Below are 20,995 nucleotides of genomic sequence, written 5' to 3' on the forward strand. Positions count from 1 at the left end.
AAATGCCAAGAAGAAACGACCTACATTGTGTTCTGCTCATAGGATCAGGACCTATTATCATCGGACAAGCCTGCGAGTTCGACTACTCAGGCTCGCAATCATTGCGCTCTTTGCGCGAAGATGGTATCAAAACCATACTTATTAACTCTAACCCTGCTACTATTATGACAGACCCCTCTATGGCGGATGTGGTCTATCTGAAACCTCTCACCACTAAATCATTAGTGGAAATTCTAAAAGCACACCCCGAAATAGATGCTGTACTCCCTACTATGGGCGGACAAACAGCGCTTAACCTCTGTATTGAGGCTGACGAAAAAGGCATCTGGAAAGACTTTGGGGTAGAAATCATAGGGGTAGATATTGATGCCATACAAATCACTGAAGACCGCGAAAAGTTCCGCGTGTTGCTCGATGAAATTGGTATCCCTATGGCGCCGTCTGAAACGGCTACTTCTTTCCTCAAAGGGAAAGAAATCGCGCAACGCTTTGGTTTTCCACTCGTAATACGTCCGTCCTTTACTTTGGGCGGTACAGGGGCATCTATCGTCTATAAAAAAGAGGATTTCGATATGCTCCTTAATCGCGGTTTGGAAGCCTCGCCTATCCACGAGGTGCTTATTGATAAGGCGCTTTTAGGCTGGAAGGAATACGAACTTGAGCTTTTGCGCGACAAAAACGACAATGTGGCCATTATCTGTACCATCGAAAATATGGATCCTATGGGTATCCACACAGGGGATTCTATTACGGTAGCCCCTGCGATGACTCTATCAGACCGCACTTTCCAACGTATGCGCGATATGGCTATTAAGATGATGCGCAGCATAGGTGACTTTGCCGGTGGTTGCAACGTGCAGTTTGCGGTATCGCCTGATGAAAAAGAAGATATTATCGCTATTGAAATTAACCCACGTGTATCGCGTTCTTCGGCTTTGGCTTCTAAGGCTACAGGTTATCCTATTGCTAAGATTGCGACCAAACTGGCTATCGGCTACCATTTAGACGAATTGCAAAACCAAATCACCAAATCTACCTCCGCTTTCTTTGAGCCTACGTTAGATTATGTGATTGTGAAAATACCGCGTTGGAACTTTGACAAGTTTGAAGGCTCTGACCGCACTATTGGCTTACAAATGAAGTCAGTAGGTGAGGTAATGGGTATAGGGCGTTCTTTTCAAGAGGCATTGCAGAAAGCTACACAATCGCTCGAAATCAAACGCAATGGTTTGGGAGCCGATGGCAAAGGCTATAAGAACTACGAACAGATTATTGAGAAACTAACCTACCCGAGCTGGGATAGAGTATTCGTGATATACGATGCGGTACAGATGGGTATTCCGCTAAGCCGCATACACGAAATCACCAAGATAGATATGTGGTTCCTCAAACAATACGAAGAACTATGTGCGCTCGAAAAAGAAATATCGCGTCACAAAATAGACACGCTACCTAAAGAACTCCTTTTTGAAGCCAAACAAAAAGGTTTTGCCGACCGACAAATTGCTTATATGGTGGGCTGTTGGGAGAGCGAGGTACACAAGAAGCGCGAAGAACTGAACATACGTCGCGTGTTTAAATTGGTAGACACTTGTGCAGCTGAGTTTAAGGCGCAAACCCCTTATTATTATTCTACTTTCGAAGCACCTATTCGCACCGCTGACGGTAAGGAATACGTAGCCAACGACAGCGTAATAACCGACCGCAAAAAGGTGGTAGTACTCGGTTCAGGTCCTAATCGTATAGGACAGGGGATTGAGTTCGACTACTGCTGTGTGCACGGGGTATTAGCTGCCGAAGAGTGTGGTTATGAAACCATAATGATTAACTGCAACCCTGAGACCGTTTCTACTGACTTTGATACCGCTAATAAACTCTATTTTGAGCCTGTGTTCTGGGAGTACATCTATGATATTATTCAGCACGAAAAACCAGAAGGGGTAATTGTACAGCTCGGCGGACAAACAGCTCTTAAATTGGCGGAGAAATTAGATAAATATGGGATTAAAATTATAGGTACTAGCTTCAAGTCGCTTGACTTGGCAGAAGATAGAGGTAGCTTTTCAACTCTGCTAAAAGAGAATAATATTCCTTATCCTCGTTTTGGTGTGGCTGAAACGGCTGATGAGGCACTCAAACTTGCTGATGAACTTGACTTCCCATTATTGGTACGTCCTTCGTATGTATTGGGAGGACAAGGAATGAAGATTGTTATCAACAAAGAAGAGTTGGAAGCCCACGTGGTAGACCTCTTGCGCAAGATACCTAATAACAAACTGCTACTCGACCACTATCTCGATGGCGCCATAGAAGCAGAAGCCGATGCGATATGCGATGGCGAGAATGTGTATATCATTGGTATTATGGAGCATATAGAGCCTTGTGGTATCCACTCAGGCGACAGTAACGCTACTTTGCCACCGTTCAATTTGGGTGAGTTCGTGTTGCAACAAATAAAAGACCACACTCATAAAATAGCCTTATCACTCAATACAGTAGGGCTTATCAATGTGCAGTTTGCCGTAAAAGACGATGTAGTGTATATCATTGAGGCAAATCCACGTGCCTCTCGTACGGTGCCGTTTATCTCTAAAGCCTACCAAGAACCGTATGTGAATTACGCTACCAAGATAATGCTTGGCGAGAAGAAACTCACTGATTTCCATTTCAATCCGCACTTAGAGGGCTTTGCTATCAAGCAACCTGTGTTCTCATTCAATAAATTCCCGAATGTAGATAAGAAACTAGGGCCTGAAATGAAATCTACTGGCGAAAGTATCTTGTTTATAGATAGCCTTAAAGATGATGCTTTCTACGATATTTATACGAGAAGGAAAATGTATCTTTCAAAATAAAAAACTAAAAGGGCAAGCGCGGGCTTGCCTTTTTGGTTTTTAGTTGTATATTTGCTCCAAAATTATTTATAAATGAAAACACTGATTACAAAAATAGCTAATAATCAAATAACTTTATCAGATGCGTTATTACAATCAAAAATAATAGCTCATAAAATAAACAATACTATTTTTAAAGAATGGTTAAAAAAAGAGACTGAAGGATACAATCCAAACGACGATATGCTCCCTTCATATAGAAAAATAGCTAATAGAATGGAACTATCATTAGAATTAGGAGGTGAAAAACAACCTATTCCATTTAATCTTTCCCCTGAGTTTGAAGAGTCAGTAAATTTTCATCGAATTATAGAAAGCATTTCTATTGTAGAAGAAGTAGTAAAAAAAGGAAGTGGAAAAATTGTATATTCAATAGAGATGGTAGCCCATGTCTTCAATTCCTTACCTAAAAAAACTCAAGCTATGATAAATCTTTATCAAATGAGAGGTGCTATACTAAAATTAGAAAGAGGAATTAATATTCTTTCTTATAAGAATGTTATTGACCAAACAAAGAATAAATTACTTGATATTTTACTTGAATTAGATTGTGAATTTCCAAATATTAAAAATGAGTATACAATAAATAAGGAAAATAATGATAAAACAAACAATATAATAACAAACAATATCTATGGAAATAATGCTCCTATAAATCTATCTACAGGAGATAATTCTAATCAGACAATAGTGGTCAATAAGAATATTGATTATTCAAAAATAAAAAAGTTGGGAGTGGATGAAAATGATATTGATGAATTAAAAAAGATTATTTCAGAAACAAAAAATGACAAATCTTCATTATCTAAAAGAGTTATGGGATGGCTATCATCTGTAACATCTTCTTTAAGTGCCAGAGCTTTATATGATAGTATTCCAAAACTTTCAGAATATTTGAGTTCAATATTTTAAACAAAGAAAATAATTATGAGTTTTAAATGGAGTAAAGAAATATTAGAAAATATACTTCTAACAAAGGAAATGGAAAGTAATACGTTGGAGTTTAAATCAGGAGAGGATTTAAACGAGGTTATGAAATCTAATAACAATAAGAAAAATACAGAATTTAGCAAGGATATTTCAGCTATGGCTAATTCTAATGGTGGAGATATTATATATGGTATTAGTGAAGAAAAGAAGAATGATAAGAGTGTAGCAGGTTCTTTTAGTTTTGTTGAAAGAAACTTTTTAATAGATAGTATAGAACAAAAATTGAATTCCTTAATAATTCCTAAAATAGATAATATTGAAATAATTCCTATTGATTTTTCTGAAACTGAAATGGTTGTAATAATCTCTATCCCTAAAAGTTACACAGCTCATCAGGCAAAAGATAAAAGATATTACAAAAGATTTGGTTTTTCAGTTGAACCTATGGAAGATTGGGAAGTTAAAGATATAATTAATAGAGGATTAAAACCAGAAGTAGAGCTTATATTCAGCGCTGTTAAAGATAATAATTATCTCTCTATTAACAATATAACATATGGATGTTATTACATAAATATAAAGGTTTATAATAAAGGTAAAGTTAGTGCTAATTATCTTAACTGTTTCATAGAAATAGAAAAGGATTTAAAAAATGATATATTAGGTACTTATAACTTTATGGAAACCTCCTCTGACCATATTCAAATAATGTTTGATAATAAACAGGAAAATAGAATAAAAATAGGCAATGAATGGGTGTTTTTCCCCACAGTTTATGATCCGATCTTACCTTCTGTAATAAGAAATATAGGTACTATAAAAGTAAAGAAAAGTGTTTTAAATACACACTCTTTACTCACATGTCAAGTCTCTACAGAATCTACTTGTAATGTATTTCATATATATACAGATGAAATACCAAAAGAAAAATAATTGTGAAATCAATAATCATGATTTTCTATGGATTATATACACCTTATAGGTTATAAAACCTTTTAAAGTTTAAAAGTAGATAGGATAAAAATATAACTATTATGCTCCGTTTATTCTTATTCCTATTAGCGCAATATCCTAAAGCAATGGATTTTAACAAGCTCTATCAGGGGAAATTAGACAGTATCGTGGCTATACATCGTACGGGCTAGAGAAAAGAAACTTCGTGGCCTGGTGCTCCTGAAGAAGAACGTATTACTGAGAAAAGAAAGAGGCTACCTCTATCCAAAGGAAAGCGATTGCTTAAAATGTTACAGGATAAAATAGTTTATAAAGAAGAATATCCTTGGGTGATTGATGTAGTAAGTAGTTTCCTTTTCTATGCAAATGGCAATGAAGTGCTTACCTTGCATTTTTCAACGGCAACCAAGCAACTAACAATTTATAGAGGTGATGAGCTTATCTTTGCAGGAACGAGTAAAGGGAAACTTACTAAAAAGCTCATTCGTTATCTGTATCCTAAACTTTCTGCTAAGGAACTGTATATGAATTTCTTTATCCTATGGGAGGAGATTTAGAAACAACAAACCGCCACTTATTTATATAAATCGTCTTCCCCTCATAAAATAAGGTATTGCGGAATAACGAAAGGGGAATGACTCCATTTTATTCATTATTATTGGGAAGAAAGACAAGACAGAGCTGCGGCTCACTCTAAACAAAGTTTGCAAAACCGAGGATACCGTCTGTTGCTTTCTAAGAGACTTAATTGTTTTTCCCTCTGTTTAGAGGTCTTCTCTTTCTTATTTTATTAACTTGTTAATCGTATTTATATGTTTTACAAAGAATTAGAGGTAGCTCCTAACTCTGTGGGACTCCTATTCAAAAAGAATGTTTTTCAGCAAGAACTATCTGCGGGTATTTATAAATTTAGTCCGTGGGAGAAAGTGCATATCATATCACTATCGCAAAAATTAAGAAATGTAAGGGTGGTAAATCAGGAGGTATTAACTGCCGATAATATTGCTTTGCGTTTTTCCTTTTATATAGCTTATAAATTGGATAATGCCAAGCTGTTTGTAGATAATTTTGGTGTAGAAGCCGATAATTTTGCCATAGCCGAACAGCAAATAGTAGCGGCTGCACAGGTATTACTACGTCAAAAAATCGCGACTTTCAGTAGCGAAAAACTAAATGAATGCCGAGAAGATATTACTGACTTTAAAGAGGAAGAATTCTGTAACGAAGTAGCTACTTTTGGGCTTAAAATAATAAAAGCACAGCTGATAGATATTACTTTTCCTAAAAGTGTACAAGACCTCTTCTCGCGAGTATTAGAAAGCAAAATACGTGCTACTTCCGAACTCGAAAATGCGCGTACTGCTGTAGCTACTGCTCGAGCCCTTAAGAACGCTTCTGAACTAATGAAAGGCGATGAGAATATTAAGTTTTTCCAATATTTAGAGACTATTACCAAGATAGCCGACAAGGGTAGGCATACTTTTGTAATAGGTGAAGTGCCTACTACAAAAATATAAATTAGTGTTAAAGATTTCACACTTTACAAAAAAAGTAGTATCTTCGCCCATTCTTACAGCACTAAATATAATGAAAAAAATCTTATTATATAGCACCTTTGTAGGGGTTTTTATAGGACTTGTAATAGCTTGTACCCCTAATGCTAATACCTACTACAACCGTCAAATGCAACCTATTGTTACTAAGTATAATGTGCTTTTTAATGGTGAGGAGGCGTATGCTAAAGGGCTTAACGAACTGCGCGAAAAGTACCAAGATAACTTTAGTGAAGTCTTGCCAGTAGAACCTATTGGGCTCAGTGGTAAGGTACAGTTAGATGGTATGGGAAATCCTAATTTCGAGCGTGCTGAAGATAAAGCAATTAAAACTATCCAGCGTCACTCTATGGTCTTCAAAGGGGTGCAACGCAACTACAAGATAGACGATGCTTATATGCTTTTGGGAAAAGCGCGTTATTACGATGAGCGTTTCTTTCCTGCTTTAGAGGCTTTCAATCACTTGCTTACCAATTATGGTATGAGTGAACGTATCCCCGAAGCTGCTGTATGGGCACAAAAAACAAATCTTCGTCTTGGTAAAGACAAAATAGCAATTGAAAAACTCACCGAGTTTCTAAAAGAAAATCCTAAATTGCGTCGCAACGATAGGGCTGAGGCTTATGCTACTTTAGGACAAGCTTATATCAATCAAGAACAATACCCCCAAGCAGCCGATGCCCTCTATAATGCAGGTAAATACACACGTAACAAAGCATTGCGCGGTCGCTACTATTTCATCGCTGCACAACTCTATGAAAAGCAACATCAAAAAGATTCAGCTGAGGTAGCTTTTGAGAAAGTTGTAAAACAGAATTGGAAAATTCCGCGTAAATTATGGGTAGAAGCTCAAGCGGGTAAAGCGCGTAACAAAACTTTCACTCCCGAAGAAAAAACAGAGTTTTTAGCCTATTTGCGTAAACTCGAAAATCGTTATGAACACAAAAACTACCTCGATGTACTTTACTATACCCACGCCGAATTGTTGAAAAACGACCAGAAAAAAGTTGCTACCGATTACTACCGTCAGTCTTTGCATAATAATAAAGACAATAATCCGCTAAAAGCAAAAGCTCATACACGTCTTTCCGAACTGTTTTTTGACCAAAAAGACTATATAGGTGCTTATCAACATTTGGATAGCACCCTTACTTATACCCCCGAAAACACTTTTGAACACTTATATGTACGCCGAAAAAGAGATAATTTAGCTAAAATAGCCGAATTAGAGTACGTTGTAAGAAAGAACGACAGTGTGCTAAAAGTAGTCCGTATGCCCGAAACCGAACGTCGTACCTATTACCAAAAGCATATCGACTCTATGCAGCAAATAGCAGCGTTGCGTGCTCAAAAAGAGCAAACAAGCAAAGTGAAAAATACGGGTATGGGATTTTCTACTCCTGATGTTGCTCCAGAAAAAGGAGGTAAATTCTATTTCTACAACCCTATGAGTGTGGCGTATGGCAAACAGCAGTTTGAACAGTATTGGGGCGATAGAAAGTTGGAAGATAATTGGCGCTGGTCATCAGTGGGGAGTGGGGTAGTAGCCAATGTTACAGCCACAACAACTGCAACAAAAACTGTAGAAAAGCAAGTCGAAACCCCTGATAGCTATCTGGCTAAACTCCCTAAAACAGAAACTGAAATTAACCAATTGGCAGCCAATCGCAATGAGGCGCTCTACCAATTAGGTGTCCTCTATCGAGCTAAGTTCAAAGAGAATGAATTAGCTATTCAGCGTTTGGAGCGTGTGCTTGCTAGCAATCCTACCCCCGAAATTGAAGCTGCAGCCCTTTATGAATTGCAAAAGAACTATACTGATACTCAAAATTCTAAAGCTGAAACTACAAAAAGTCGTCTGTTAGCGAATTATCCTAATACCGATTATGCAAAACTTTTGCAAGGAGGAGAAACTACCCAGCACGAACGCAATAAAATTGCTCAAGTATTTGTTGATAGTCTCACAGCTCAGTATAATAGAGGTGAATTTGTAGAAACCGCTCGCCGATTGCAAGAAGAAGCATTGCAGTATCGTGAAACGGCAGCAGCTCCTGCAATAGCTCTTTTGCAGGCTAAAACTACAGCTCGCTTAGAAGGATTAGCACCTTATCAGGCTCAGTTACAACAAATAGCAACTAACTATCCAGCTACTGCCGAAAGTGAAGAAGCAAAAAACTTGTTAGAAGAACTGAAGGATGTCACTAATGAGGAATATGTCCCCGATGATAAAACTACGTTATGGAAGGTAGTGATTATAGGTACAACCCCCGAAATGCGCGAAAAATTAAGAGAAACTCTTATCGAAAAACTCAAATCTATATCCGAAGTGCTCACTCTCTCCACCGATGTCTACAAAGCTGATGAAACTTGGTGGGTGATACATAAAATACGCGATGCTTATTCAGCACAGAGCATAGTAAATGAGCTCAAAAGTTTCTTAGAAAAGCACAAGTTATCAGCCTATCCAGTAGCTACTGAAAACTATCGCTTAATACAAATCCGTAAGGAAAAAGAAAAACTTTTAAATAAATAAGAAAATACTCGTTAGAAAAAATTAATTGATATTTTAGTTAAATTTATTTTGTGATTCAAAATATTATTTGTACATTTGCTCACGAAAACGAACATCTTCACTGAAATTAAGTAAATAGAGAAAGGAGGAGGATTCTGCGAGATTGAGGATGGAAAAAAGCAATATAACTATCTCATTTATAAGGTTAAATAAAATGTTTAACTTTAAATCTGAAAATTTAACACTTATTTAACATTTAGTTTCAAGAATAATTAGTTATTTTGCTATATGATAAAAAGAGTATCACTCTGTTTTTAGATTATATCTTTTTATTTAATCAACAAAAAATGAAGCTATGTCAATCAATGCCTTTATCATTTATCTTTCAATAGAAATGAAATATTCTATTCATACGGTGGAAGCTTATAAGCACGATTTAAGGGCTTTTGAGAAATTCATCAAAAGTGAATATGAAGATAAGGAAGAGGAATGCCCTTTAGAAAGAGCAGATCAAGAGGATATCAAAAAATGGATTATCCAATTATCCCAACAGGAAATGTCCTTTAGAAGTATCAACCGGAAATTGTCCGCCTTGAAAACCTATTACACCTTTCTAAAAAAAACAAAACAAATAGAAGTGAGCCCGTTTGAAAAGGGAATTTTCTTGTTGAAAACAGAAAAGAGACAAAAATTACCCTTTTCTGAAGCCGAAATAGAAAAAGTACTATCTTATTTCTCAAGCAAAAGCTCTTTCGATGAAGTCAGAGATAGAGCCGTAATCGAAATGTTGTACGCCACAGGTGTACGACGCTCCGAGTTGGCAAATCTCCGCTTATCCGATGTCGATTTAGCTCAAAAACAACTCAAAGTATCAGGTAAGGGCGATAAAGAACGATATATCCCCATTATACCAGAATTAGAAGAAACGCTTAAAGAATACTTAAAATTAAGAGAGGAAATAGCAAATGAAAAAAGTCAAAACTATTTATTCTTAGTTAAAAATGGTAAAAAACTGTATTCTACCCTTGTGTATCGAATTATAAATTCATACTTTAGCGCTGTTACACCTAAGAAAGACGTAAGTCCTCACGTATTGCGCCACTCTTTCGCAAGTCATTTGTTGGATAATGGTGCCGATTTGAACACTGTTAAGGAATTACTGGGGCATTCCAGTTTGGCTTCTACACAAGTATACACCAATACAAGTTTAGCAGAACTTAAAAAACAGTACAAAAAAGCCCATCCAAGAGCCGAACGCAGAGAAGAGGATGATAATAAATAGAATTGTTAAACCTTAAAATTTCTAAACATTATGAAAGTACACGTACACCCAGTAGACTTTACTGTCGATCACAAATTAGTAGAGTTCATCCAAAAAAAATTGGATAAGTTAGACAATTTCTACGACCGTATCATTGAAGCGGACGTACATTTGAAGTTAGATAATACCACCACTAAAGAAAATAAAATAGTGGAAGTAAAAGTGCATATACCTGGTGAAAGCCTCGTCGTAAAAAAACAATTTAAAACTTTCGAAGAAGGAATCGATAGCGCTATCACTCCATTGGAAAGAATGCTTTTAAAACACAAAGATAAACATTAATTAAAATGTTAATGTTTTGTTAATATCCTTCTTTTTTAAAGAGTAAGTAAAATTTAAATCATACCTTTGCCCCAGTTTTTATTGTATAATTTTATTTACTTATTAAAAGAATGAAAAAAAATATTCTCGCTTTAGCTTCATTAGCCTTTTTAGGTGTTCAAGCTCAACAAGTAGACTATAACCGATGGTCTGTAGATGTAAACGGAGGTGTGAACAAAGCTACTACACCTTTTACTGCTGGTTATGGCACAAGTACTCCAAACTTTTGGAGCGCTAATGTAGGGGTTCGCTATATGGCAAACAACAAATTTGGTATTCGCTTGGCTGGTGGTTACGACGTATTCAAAAACGATGATGATAGCCCAGCTTTCGAATCTAATATTTGGAATGTAAACTTACAAGGAGTAGCTAACTTAGCTCGCGTGTTGAGTTTTGAAGAATGGACAAGCGATTTAGGATTGCTATTGCACGCTGGTTTAGGATATTCTCAACTAAAAAGTGATGCAATCTCTAAACCCGATAAAATCGCCTTCCTTACAGTAGGGCTTACTCCTCAATTGAGAATCTCTAACCGCATCGCTTTCTTGTTAGATGGTTCTATGTACATTAATACTAAACAGCAACTTACTTATGATACCAAATCAGCTAATGGTCAAAAAGGATTCCAAGGAAATCACTTTACCCTCACTGCTGGTTTGAATATCGCTATAGGTAAACAAGGTAAACACGCCGATTGGGCAGGGGCTGATGTACGTGAACAAGAAGAGGATGTTACCCAACGTATCGCTGCTTTAGAAAGCAACGTCGCCGATTTGAAAGGCGAAGTAGCTAACAAGCAAAACAAAATGAATGATGCTAATGGCAACCGCATTCCCGATGAGATTGAAAGTTACCTAAACGACAACTATCAAGCTAAAGCTGCTAATGCAGCAACTGGCGATAACGATGTTGCCTCTGGCGATGTAGCCGCCGATCTTATCAGAAAAGGATATATCAGCGCTTACTTCGATTTCAATTCATCAGAACCTCAAGTATCTTCTTCTTGGTCTATTGATTTCGTAGGTAAGTATATGAAAGAAAATCCTAATGCTCACATCACCATAAATGGTTACGCCGATGAATTAGGTGGTACTAACTACAACGCTACCCTTTCTCAAAAACGCGCCGATGCTGTGAAAAACTTGCTTGTAAAAGCAGGTATCGATGCTAATCGCATCACAGCCCAAGGTAAAGGAGTGGATAACAGCGTTGATAAAAACTCTCCTAGAGCTCGTCAATTAGCACGAAAAGCTACTTTTCAATTGAAGTAAAAAACTTCTTCTAAGATCTTATGATAAAAACTGTTCTAAAAGGTTAAAGATGACCTTTTAGAACAGTTTTTTATAAGGAATAACATTAAAATTTGTTTATTCCAAAATAAAAACGTACTTTTGTGCGTTAGTTTATATCTGTTCACAACACTAAATACTCAAGATGAAAACAAATAAAATAACTATCAAAGTTATAGCGAGTTATGTACTACTTTTCTTAGTATCGGTAGTAGCGGGCTATGTAATCTTCAAAGAAATACAAAAGCTATCCCATCAAGAAAAGATAAATCAAGAAGATAGAAATAAAATTATACAAATCAGCAAAATCCTCTCTTTAGTAAACGATACCGAAAGTGCAGGACGTATCGCTATGCGTACTGACGATAGAGAAGCCTTGCAACTCTTTTTAGAAAAAAACGTCTATTTGCAAACCGAAATACTTAAGTTTCGCCGTGATATTAGCTCCGAAAAACAAGTCTTCACACTTGATACAATTCGCTCTTTGCTCAACCTAAAAAGTGAAAATATACAAGAGTTAAAAGCCTTTCAAGAAACCGATAGTACTTCTATTATCATACGTAGCGCTATACGAAAACTCTCAAGCTTAGAACCATACTTAGGCTATGAACTTTATAGTAATGAAACTTATAGAAGAAGAACAACTCCTGAAAAAGCTCCTCCCGATATCGCTTCTATCCTAAAAAAGTATAAAAATATAAAAATTCCTACTACCTTTAAAAATACTAAGTTTGATAAGGTCGTATTAGAAACACTTTCTCTCCTAAACAAGATAAATGAGGATACTGAAGAATCTAAAAGTCAGATAAATGAAAAAATGCAAAAACTCTGGCAAAATGATGTCCAGATTTCGCGAAAATTAGATGACTTATTACATAATTTTGAAGAAGAAGTATTAGCTAATTCTCAAAGATTAAGCTTGGAACGCAAACAAATTTTTGAAAATAGCAAAAATCTGCTGATGATTGCCTTCTTAGTAGCTTTAGGTATTATTGTGATTTCATCTATTGTGATTATCAACGATTTTGTCACCTCGCAGCGCTATCGTCGTCGTTTGGAAGCTGCCAATAGGAAATCTAACAATCTACTCAAGAACCGTGAACAGCTTATCTCTATGGTGAGCCACGACTTGCGTACGCCATTGAGCTCCATTGTAGGCTATTCCGAACTGCTTAGCAAACAAGATATATCAGAAAAAGGTAAAAATTACCTTTCTCATATCAAGTATTCTTCTGAGTATATCTCTAAATTAGTAGACGAACTTTTAGATTACACCCGTATTGAGGCTGGTAAAATTACAATCGAAAAAGTACCTTTTAATACTACCGAAATTATTGATGAGGTTGCCAATAATGTCAAATCGGCTTACAAAACAAAAGAAATCAACCTCTCTCTCAGTTTCTCCGAAACGGTGAACAATCTCAATTTTTCAAGTGATGCTTATCGTATCAAACAGATATTGTACAACCTTATTTCTAACGCCTTTAAATTTACAGAACGCGGAACGGTACACATACAGGCCGATGCACGTCAGCTCAATGGTGATGAATATGAAATAGGTATTGCCGTTACCGATACAGGTATCGGTATAAAAAAAGAACAACAACAACACATTTTTGATGAGTTTACCCAAGCAAACGACGAAATTTCTAAACGTTATGGCGGTTCAGGTCTCGGTTTGCACATCTCTCAAAAATTAGCACATCTATTGCGCGGTAAAATTTATTTGGAAAGCTATGAGAATAAAGGTAGTACCTTCACTTTGCGCTTCTTGGCTGAGAAAGTAGTAGAACGTACCAAAGCACCTCAAATCATTACCAATGATAAAACCCCTGATTTAATTACCATTATAGTAATAGATGACGACCTCTCTATCCTTTCACTCATAGAAGAATTGCTAAAACAAAAACACATCAATACCATTACTTTCAACAATGGTAAAGAAGCGTTTGAACAAATGGAAGATTTTAATTTCGATTTGGTAATAACTGATATTCAGCTTCCTGAAATGAATGGTTTCCATTTTGTAACCCTCTTCAACGAACAATACAAAAACAATCCGTTGCCTGTATTAGCAATTACAGGACGACGTGATGTGCCTGAAAGTTTCTATATGAAGAGTGGCTTCTCTGGCATTTTGCCCAAACCATTCACCCCCGAACAGTTCTACCAAAAACTGAAAATCTTCTTCCCTAAACTCGATACCGAAGTAGAACATAAACCTATTATGGTGAGTAACAACATAGTAGGAGGCTATACCCCTGAAATATTAGAAAGCTTTATGGGGGACGACCGCGAAGGCATCATAGGTATTTACGAACATTTCTTAAAAGAAAGCAGCGAAAATATACAAACACTTAAACTCCTTGCCGATCGCGAAGACTATAAAGGTATTAAGGCAATCGCTCATAAAATGACTACAATGTTTGCACAAATCAACGCCAAACGCGAGTCCGAAATACTAATCATTCTCAACAAAGTGCTGGAAGAAGTGCCTACTGAATTGCACGGACAAATCCATACTTTAGAACAACTATTTGAAAACGAATGTCGCCCAGCGATAGAACAATATCTTAAAAAATTAATAGAACTATAAATTATGATTCAAGAATCTGAACTTATTTTAAACCCCGATGGTAGTATTTACCATATCAATTTGCGACCTGAACAAGTCGCCGATACTGTTATTTTGGTAGGCGACCCTAATCGTGTACCTCGTGTGAGCGCTTATTTTGACAATATAGAATTTAGCACCCAAAAACGCGAATTCTGTACCCATACAGGTACTTATAAAGGTAAACGCCTTACTGTAATTTCCACTGGTATAGGTCCTGATAATATCGACATTGTGATCAACGAGCTCGATGCCCTTGCCAACATCGATTTGCATACGCGCCAGCCCAAAGAACAGCTCACCTCGCTCAATATAGTGCGTTTCGGTACCTCGGGCTCTCTACAAGCCGATATACCCGTAGATAGCTTTGTACTTTCTTCTCACGGATTGGGTATGGACAATATGTTCCACTCCTATAAGGATAGTCCTAAGGTACGTGAAATTGCTATGGAAGAGGCTTTTATTGCTCATACAAATTGGAATCCTCTCAAAGGACGCCCTTATATCATTGCTTGCGGACAAGAACTCAAAAAACGCCTTCTCACCGATAAGATATTTGAAGGTATTACAGGTACTGCTCCTGGTTTCTATGGTCCTCAAGGACGTGTGTTGCGCTTGCCAGTACAAGACCCTGAACTCAATGATAAACTACATAGTTTCAATCATAATGGGCATCGTATGACGAACCTCGAAATGGAAACCTCTGCCATCTATGGGCTTTCTAAACTCTTAGGACACCAAGCTGTTTCGCTTAATGCTATCATTGCCAATCGCCCTACAGGTACTTTCACTAAGGATACTAAAAAAGTAGTAGAAGACCTCATCGTATATGGTTTAGAACGATTGGCAAAATAGTTATTACTACACTTTAACAAAATTAATTAATTTGATAATCAATAATTTATTAGTTGTAAACTTATGAAAGCAATTTATTTTTTAGCTATGTTATGGCTATTCAATTGTCATAATACTACTTCCATTGATAGAGATGATACTTCAGTAGAAAAAGATACAGTAGTTGTATGTACTGAGGAAGATTTATCAGTGAGAAATGATGCTTCTGAAGATAGCGAATTTGTAAGTCGTTATGATTGGCATCTCCCTGATGAAAATAAGAATTTAATCTTTTTGCCAGATAAAAAAGAAGCTTTTTTGTTAGGAGATTCAATTCCTATTTATAACCATAAAGGTTTTCTAAAAGAAAAACGTACTGATCTTGATACAAAGTGGGTAGCAATAGTGGGAGTTTCGGATACCCTATACAATTTCACAAAAGATCATTGTACAGCCTTTCATTATATAAAAATAGTGTTGAATAATACTGATTCTCTCATTGTAGATGGAAGAAATGTATTTAGAACAACTGATAAACTGATTGATAAAACCTTTGACAACGGTGAACGCATACAATTTTTTAGAACTGCCTATTATGGTACACCTGTATCAGATGATGATGGATTAACTTTTTGCGGAGAACCTTATCAACCTGCCATATTAATTACAAATACAGGTTTTAAGGGATTAGTACCAATAGGGGAAAATAATTCACTTGGTATTAATAGAAAAATGTTTCAATTTTTTGAACTATGTGACAATGATGGTTTTTTAGATGAGGTGATGAATGCAGTGAGGACTTCAAAAGGCATAGTTCTTAAAATTTATAGAGAATTTCAAGAAGGGTATACTAACTATGAGGTACTATTAGAGAAAACAACAGAAGGGTATAAGGTTACCCGTTTAAATTATCCTAAAATAAAAATTGATCAACCTTATATAAAGAAAAAGTGAATATGACGCCCCTTACAGGTCAAGAACTCCACAATTTAGCGATGAACATTGTAGGTGAAGCCTTACAAAAGGAACTACAATGGGAATTTCTATTAGTGAATAGTGAACTCAAGCGCGACCCTCAATTTGTATGTGTAGATAAAAACAACCAAAAATACTTCATCATTGTCCGTGCAGTCCCTTATGGCGACGACCCTACCGAGTATGATATCGTATTTATGGAAGTCGTGCGCAAACACGCCGAAAAACATAACGCTCGCACTTTCTACGCTGGTGTAGGGCTTAGCAATGTAACAGATGAAACCCTCCCTCTATATAAAGATGAACCTTATAAACTCAACTTTCAAGGGCTCATTGAAATTTGATAATTGACAAATTTGCTAATTGACAAATTATTCGTACTTTTGCCACTCAAAAATAAAGCAAGTAACCAATGAAAATAAACGAATCATTGAACGTACATAGCAGCTTACTACAACTCATTGGCAATACACCTCTATTGGAATTGCACAAAATTACTAAAAATCTTAAAGGTCGCTATTTTGCTAAACTCGAAGCCTTTAACGCAGGTCATTCTGCCAAGGACAGAGTAGCCAAATATATCGTTGAAGATGCCGAACGCAAAGGACTTCTTAAACCAGGATATACTATTGTAGAAACCAGTTCGGGTAATACGGGCTACAGTTTGGCGATGATAAGTGCCCTAAGAGGCTACCGCTGTATCATTGCAATTAGCGATAAATCTTCTCACGACAAAGTGGAAATGCTGCAAGCTTTAGGAGCTGAAGTGCATTTGTGTCCTGCAAATGTTGCTCCCGATGACCCTCGCTCTTACTACGAAGTAGCAAAACGTATCCATAACGAAACTCCTAATTCTATCTATGTCAATCAGTATTTCAATCCGCTCAACCCTGAAGCTCATTACCAGACAGGTCGTGAGATATGGGAACAAACACAAGGCGAGATTACTCACGTGGTGGTATGTAGTGGAACAGGCGGTACCATTTCAGGTATTGCTCACTACCTAAAAGAGCAAAACCCAAGAGTGCAAGTATTAGGGGTAGATGCCTATGGTTCAGCTATTAAAAAATATCACGAAACCCGAGAGTTTGACCCTGCCGAAGTATATCCGTACAAAATAGAAGGAATGGGTAAAAACTTGATTCCTACTGCTACTGATTTCGATGTTATTGATGAGTTCATCAAAGTAACCGATAAAGATGCGGCACTCACCGCTCGTGAATTGGCACGTACTGAAGGACTTTTTATGGGCTACACCAGTGGAGCAGCAATGCAAGCCGTAAAACAATATGCCGAGGCAGGTAAATTCGACGAAAATAGTATTGTAGTTGCCCTCCTCGCCGATCACGGTTCGCGCTATATGAACAAAATCTACAGCGACGACTGGATGAAAAAACAAGGATTTATTGACTAACAATTATCAATTAACAAAATAAGATAAAGAACGAATGAAAGATTTATTTGAGCATATTTATGCAAATAAAGGAAGTATAGGGCGCTGGTCTGACCACGCCGAGGGATATTATGTATTCCCTAAATTGGAAGGCGAATTAGGCCCTCATATGAAATTTCAAGGAAAAGAAATCCTCAACTGGAGTATCAACGACTATTTAGGGCTTGCCAATCATCCTGAAGTTCGCAAAGTAGATGCCGAAGCAGCTGCCGAGTATGGTGCAGCTTACCCTATGGGGGCTCGTATGATGAGTGGGCATACTACAATGCACGAAGAACTCGAAAAACGTTTGGCTAAGTTTGTTCACAAAGAAGCTGCTTATTTGCTCAACTTCGGTTACCAAGGAATGGTATCTATCATTGATGCTTTGGTTACCAAAAACGATGTGATTGTATACGATGTTGATGCACACGCTTGTATCATCGATGGGGTACGCTTGCACTTTGGTAAACGCTATACCTATCAACACAACGATATGGAGAGCTTTGAGAAAAACTTAGAGCGTGCTGCCAAATTAGCTGAAACTACAGGAGGCGGTATCTTGGTGATTTCAGAAGGTGTTTTCGGGATGCGTGGCGAACAAGGTAAACTTAAAGAGATCGTAGCCCTTAAAAAGAAATATCCTTTCCGCCTTTTGGTAGACGATGCGCACGGTTTTGGTACCTTAGGACCTCGTGGAGAAGGAACTGGTGTTCATCAAGGCGTACAAGATGAAATTGATGTTTATTTTTCTACTTTTGCTAAATCAATGGCAGGTATTGGGGCTTTCGTAGCTGGAAATGCCAAAGTAGTAGATTATCTTAAATACAATCTCCGCTCTCAAATGTTTGCTAAATCACTTCCAATGATTTATGTAAAAGGAGCTTTGAAACGTTTGGAAATGATGGAAACAATGCCTGAACTACAACAAAAGTTATGGGACAATGTAAATCGTTTGCAAAACGGACTAAAAGAACGTGGTTTCAATATTGGTAATACCAATACTTGCGTAACTCCTGTATTCTTGCATGGTAGTATTCCAGAGGCAATGGCTATGGTAAACGACCTACGTGAACACTATGGTATCTTCTTGTCGATAGTAGTTTATCCTGTGATTCCAAAAGGAATGATACTTTTGCGCATTATTCCTACAGCATCACATAGTAAAGAAGATATCGACCGCACTTTGGAAGCATTCTCAGCGATTCGTGAGAAACTCGAAACAGGCGTATACCGCGCTATGAATGCTGAACTTACTAAAGAAATGGGAGATATGTAATTAATTATTAATTGAAAAAAAAATACTTTGCCAAAGTGAGATAGCTTACTGTGCTACAACCAACTTTGGCAAAGTTTTTGTGTATGCCCACCTTGTTAAATTATTAATTGTTCATTGTTAATTGTCATTCCTACATATAACGAAATTGAAAATATAGAAGCTATCATAAAGGCAGTATTTGCTCAAAGTGATGAGCTTCACATTCTTATTGTAGACGACAATTCTCCTGATGGTACTGCCGATAAGGTACGCGAATTACAAAAAAATTACCCTAACCGACTCTTTTTAGAGGTACGCACCGAGAAAAAAGGTTTAGGAACAGCTTATATTCACGGATTTCAGTGGGCATTAGCATGCGACTATGAATATATTTTTGAGATGGACGCCGATTTCTCTCATAACCCTGCTGACCTCTTACGACTTTATGAGGCTTGTCAGCAAGGTGCTGATGTTGCGATTGGGTCGCGTTATGTAAAAGGTGTGAATGTAGTGAATTGGCCTTTGCAACGCATCTTGTTGTCCTATGGGGCTTCTATCTATGTGAGGGTGATTACAGGAATGAAAATTAAAGACCCTACTGCTGGCTTTGTGTGTTACCACCGAAGGGTATTAGAGAGCATCGACCTGAATACTATCCGATTTGTAGGCTATGCCTTTCAAATAGAGATGAAGTATCGTGCTTACCTCAAGAAGTTTAAAATCACAGAAGTACCTATCATCTTTACCGATAGAACTAAAGGAAAATCAAAAATGAATAAAAGCATTATCCGTGAAGCTATCTTTGGCGTTATCGGAATGCGATTTAAAAAATAAATCAGCATAAAGAATTATGGAATTTATAAGAAAAAGACTCAAAAGCTTACAATATGTATTTCAAGGTTTGTTTTATTTAATAAAGAATGAACCCCCAGTGATGGTACATATCGTTATCTCTTTAGTATGGGTGATTTTAGGCTTTTGTTTCGGCATTACTACCAATGAGTGGATTGTACAACTGTTGTGTATCGCTATAGTATTATCAGTTGAAGGTCTCAATACAGCTGTTGAGAAACTCTGCGACTTCATCCACCCCAATCATCATAAAACTATTGGGATTATCAAAGATGTTGCTGCCGGAAGTGTAGGCTTTGCTGTGATACCTGTAAGCATTGTGCTCTGTATCATCTATTATCCCTATGTAATGGGACTCTTTTAATTTTTACTATGAAAGATATAGTAAAAGGGTATTTAGCAGCTTTTATTTCAGCGGTTACTTATGGTATGATTCCGCTGTTTATGATTCCTATCAAGCAGCAAGGTTTTTCGGTAGATGCGGCACTTTTCTATCGTTTCATTACAACAAGTCTCTTTATTATGGGGTATCTTTTCTACCGAAAGGAAACACTGCATATTACCCCGCGTGAAGTGTTTATCTTCCTTATTTTAGGATTGTTGTACGCCCTTTCAGCTGAATTTCTCTTTCTTGCCTACGATTTGCTCTCCCCAGGTATAGCTTCTACTATATTTTTTATGTATCCGCTAATAGTAGCACTTGCTTTGGGTGTTTTTTTCAAAGAACATATTACCTTTCGCACAATGATAGCCCTCATTGTTGTATTAATAGGTGTTTTCTTACTCAGTGTAAAAGATGTAACAAACTTTTCAATCAACTATATAGGGGCAGGCGTATCACTACTTGGAGCAATTTCGTATGCACTCTATATGCTCATTGTCAATAAGTCAAAAATATCGGCTTCAGGAATAAAAGTGTCGTTTTATTCTACCTTATTTTCTTCAGTTTATTTTCTTGTAAAACTATGGGTTATAGGTACCCCTCTCCCCATTCCAGAAGTAAAAATGAGTTTACTACTTACAAGTTTCGGTATAGTAACTACCTTGTTTTCTATCATCACCCTTATTTATGCTATCAGAATGATAGGTTCTACTCCTACAGCTATCATCGGGGTAATGGAACCCATTGTAGCAGTAGCTATCAGTATTTGGATATTCCAGCAAGAAAGTCTTACAACAAATCTTATTATAGGAGTGCTACTCATTATCATTGCAGTAATGATAGATATTTTGAAACCTAAGAAAAATCAATAGTT

At 36.9% G+C, this 20,995-nt stretch carries 18 protein-coding genes; all 18 read left to right on the plus strand.

The annotated features are described in order from the left end of the window. Positions 1-2 precede the first annotated feature (2 nt). The 18 genes from carB (at position 3) to JMN12_RS08600 (ending at position 20,993) form a co-directional block, all read left to right on the plus strand. Positions 3-2,855, plus strand: coding sequence for a carbamoyl-phosphate synthase large subunit (gene carB / locus JMN12_RS08515; protein WP_203138624.1), 2,853 nt, complete (start codon positions 3-5; stop codon positions 2,853-2,855). Positions 2,856-2,927: 72 nt separating this feature from the next. Then, positions 2,928-3,806: a hypothetical protein gene (locus JMN12_RS08520; RefSeq protein WP_203138626.1), complete on the plus strand. Its 879-nt coding sequence runs from the start codon at positions 2,928-2,930 to the stop codon at positions 3,804-3,806. A 15-nt stretch (positions 3,807-3,821) separates the two neighbouring features. After that, the gene (locus JMN12_RS08525; RefSeq protein WP_203138627.1) at positions 3,822-4,757 is read left to right on the plus strand and encodes a helix-turn-helix domain-containing protein; all 936 of its coding nucleotides are present in this window, start codon (positions 3,822-3,824) and stop codon (positions 4,755-4,757) included. 308 nt (positions 4,758-5,065) lie between these two features. Continuing rightward, on the plus strand, positions 5,066-5,335 hold the full coding sequence (locus JMN12_RS15260; protein ID WP_238423858.1) for a hypothetical protein: 270 nt from the start codon (positions 5,066-5,068) through the stop codon (positions 5,333-5,335). A gap of 255 nt (positions 5,336-5,590) precedes the next feature. Then, the gene (locus tag JMN12_RS08535; protein WP_203138629.1) at positions 5,591-6,295 is read left to right on the plus strand and encodes a slipin family protein; all 705 of its coding nucleotides are present in this window, start codon (positions 5,591-5,593) and stop codon (positions 6,293-6,295) included. A gap of 70 nt (positions 6,296-6,365) precedes the next feature. Beyond that, positions 6,366-8,864 carry a tetratricopeptide repeat protein gene (locus JMN12_RS08540; protein WP_203138630.1) on the plus strand — a complete coding sequence of 833 codons (2,499 nt, stop codon included), beginning with the start codon at positions 6,366-6,368 and terminating at the stop codon, positions 8,862-8,864. 334 nt (positions 8,865-9,198) lie between these two features. Then, complete coding sequence (locus tag JMN12_RS08545) at positions 9,199-10,125, plus strand: tyrosine-type recombinase/integrase (protein WP_088594589.1); 927 nt, start codon at positions 9,199-9,201, stop codon at positions 10,123-10,125. Between the two features lie 30 nt (positions 10,126-10,155). Beyond that, positions 10,156-10,446 carry a ribosome hibernation-promoting factor, HPF/YfiA family gene (hpf, locus tag JMN12_RS08550; protein ID WP_002682031.1) on the plus strand — a complete coding sequence of 97 codons (291 nt, stop codon included), beginning with the start codon at positions 10,156-10,158 and terminating at the stop codon, positions 10,444-10,446. A 110-nt stretch (positions 10,447-10,556) separates the two neighbouring features. Further along, the gene (locus tag JMN12_RS08555; RefSeq protein ID WP_203138631.1) at positions 10,557-11,756 is read left to right on the plus strand and encodes an OmpA family protein; all 1,200 of its coding nucleotides are present in this window, start codon (positions 10,557-10,559) and stop codon (positions 11,754-11,756) included. 163 nt (positions 11,757-11,919) lie between these two features. Then, positions 11,920-14,370, plus strand: coding sequence for a hybrid sensor histidine kinase/response regulator (locus tag JMN12_RS08560; protein WP_203138632.1), 2,451 nt, complete (start codon positions 11,920-11,922; stop codon positions 14,368-14,370). Positions 14,371-14,373: 3 nt separating this feature from the next. Next, positions 14,374-15,243 carry a nucleoside phosphorylase gene (locus JMN12_RS08565; protein WP_203138633.1) on the plus strand — a complete coding sequence of 290 codons (870 nt, stop codon included), beginning with the start codon at positions 14,374-14,376 and terminating at the stop codon, positions 15,241-15,243. 63 nt (positions 15,244-15,306) lie between these two features. Next, positions 15,307-16,176: a hypothetical protein gene (locus JMN12_RS08570; RefSeq protein WP_203138634.1), complete on the plus strand. Its 870-nt coding sequence runs from the start codon at positions 15,307-15,309 to the stop codon at positions 16,174-16,176. Positions 16,177-16,178: 2 nt separating this feature from the next. After that, the gene (locus tag JMN12_RS08575; RefSeq protein ID WP_002682026.1) at positions 16,179-16,541 is read left to right on the plus strand and encodes a hypothetical protein; all 363 of its coding nucleotides are present in this window, start codon (positions 16,179-16,181) and stop codon (positions 16,539-16,541) included. Positions 16,542-16,609: 68 nt separating this feature from the next. Beyond that, complete coding sequence (locus JMN12_RS08580; protein WP_203138635.1) at positions 16,610-17,611, plus strand: PLP-dependent cysteine synthase family protein; 1,002 nt, start codon at positions 16,610-16,612, stop codon at positions 17,609-17,611. Between the two features lie 34 nt (positions 17,612-17,645). Beyond that, positions 17,646-18,908, plus strand: coding sequence for an aminotransferase class I/II-fold pyridoxal phosphate-dependent enzyme (locus JMN12_RS08585; protein ID WP_203081954.1), 1,263 nt, complete (start codon positions 17,646-17,648; stop codon positions 18,906-18,908). 114 nt (positions 18,909-19,022) lie between these two features. Beyond that, positions 19,023-19,721 (plus strand): polyprenol monophosphomannose synthase, encoded by a 699-nt coding sequence (locus JMN12_RS08590; RefSeq protein WP_198466540.1) that lies wholly within the window; start codon positions 19,023-19,025, stop codon positions 19,719-19,721. Positions 19,722-19,737: 16 nt separating this feature from the next. Next, positions 19,738-20,103, plus strand: coding sequence for a diacylglycerol kinase family protein (locus tag JMN12_RS08595; protein WP_203138636.1), 366 nt, complete (start codon positions 19,738-19,740; stop codon positions 20,101-20,103). 8 nt (positions 20,104-20,111) lie between these two features. After that, positions 20,112-20,993 (plus strand): DMT family transporter, encoded by an 882-nt coding sequence (locus JMN12_RS08600; RefSeq protein ID WP_198466539.1) that lies wholly within the window; start codon positions 20,112-20,114, stop codon positions 20,991-20,993. Positions 20,994-20,995: the final 2 nt, after the last annotated feature.

This window comes from Capnocytophaga genosp. AHN8471, from assembly GCF_016806945.1.
Lineage (GTDB): Bacteria > Bacteroidota > Bacteroidia > Flavobacteriales > Flavobacteriaceae > Capnocytophaga > Capnocytophaga periodontitidis.

Bases quoted from the DNA above. Each gene is read 5' to 3' on its own strand.
- JMN12_RS15260 (WP_238423858.1), top strand. From the start codon at position 5,066: ATGTTACAGGATAAAATAGTTTATAAAGAAGAATATCCTTGGGTGATT.
- JMN12_RS08570 (WP_203138634.1), top strand. From the start codon at position 15,307: ATGAAAGCAATTTATTTTTTAGCTATGTTATGGCTATTCAATTGTCAT.
- JMN12_RS08580 (WP_203138635.1), top strand. From the start codon at position 16,610: ATGAAAATAAACGAATCATTGAACGTACATAGCAGCTTACTACAACTC.
- JMN12_RS08575 (WP_002682026.1), top strand. From the start codon at position 16,179: ATGACGCCCCTTACAGGTCAAGAACTCCACAATTTAGCGATGAACATT.
- carB (WP_203138624.1), top strand. From the start codon at position 3: ATGCCAAGAAGAAACGACCTACATTGTGTTCTGCTCATAGGATCAGGA.
- hpf (WP_002682031.1), top strand. From the start codon at position 10,156: ATGAAAGTACACGTACACCCAGTAGACTTTACTGTCGATCACAAATTA.
- JMN12_RS08595 (WP_203138636.1), top strand. From the start codon at position 19,738: ATGGAATTTATAAGAAAAAGACTCAAAAGCTTACAATATGTATTTCAA.
- JMN12_RS08540 (WP_203138630.1), top strand. From the start codon at position 6,366: ATGAAAAAAATCTTATTATATAGCACCTTTGTAGGGGTTTTTATAGGA.
- JMN12_RS08560 (WP_203138632.1), top strand. From the start codon at position 11,920: ATGAAAACAAATAAAATAACTATCAAAGTTATAGCGAGTTATGTACTA.
- JMN12_RS08555 (WP_203138631.1), top strand. From the start codon at position 10,557: ATGAAAAAAAATATTCTCGCTTTAGCTTCATTAGCCTTTTTAGGTGTT.
- JMN12_RS08535 (WP_203138629.1), top strand. From the start codon at position 5,591: ATGTTTTACAAAGAATTAGAGGTAGCTCCTAACTCTGTGGGACTCCTA.
- JMN12_RS08565 (WP_203138633.1), top strand. From the start codon at position 14,374: ATGATTCAAGAATCTGAACTTATTTTAAACCCCGATGGTAGTATTTAC.
- JMN12_RS08520 (WP_203138626.1), top strand. From the start codon at position 2,928: ATGAAAACACTGATTACAAAAATAGCTAATAATCAAATAACTTTATCA.
- JMN12_RS08545 (WP_088594589.1), top strand. From the start codon at position 9,199: ATGTCAATCAATGCCTTTATCATTTATCTTTCAATAGAAATGAAATAT.
- JMN12_RS08600 (WP_198466539.1), top strand. From the start codon at position 20,112: ATGAAAGATATAGTAAAAGGGTATTTAGCAGCTTTTATTTCAGCGGTT.
- JMN12_RS08525 (WP_203138627.1), top strand. From the start codon at position 3,822: ATGAGTTTTAAATGGAGTAAAGAAATATTAGAAAATATACTTCTAACA.
- JMN12_RS08585 (WP_203081954.1), top strand. From the start codon at position 17,646: ATGAAAGATTTATTTGAGCATATTTATGCAAATAAAGGAAGTATAGGG.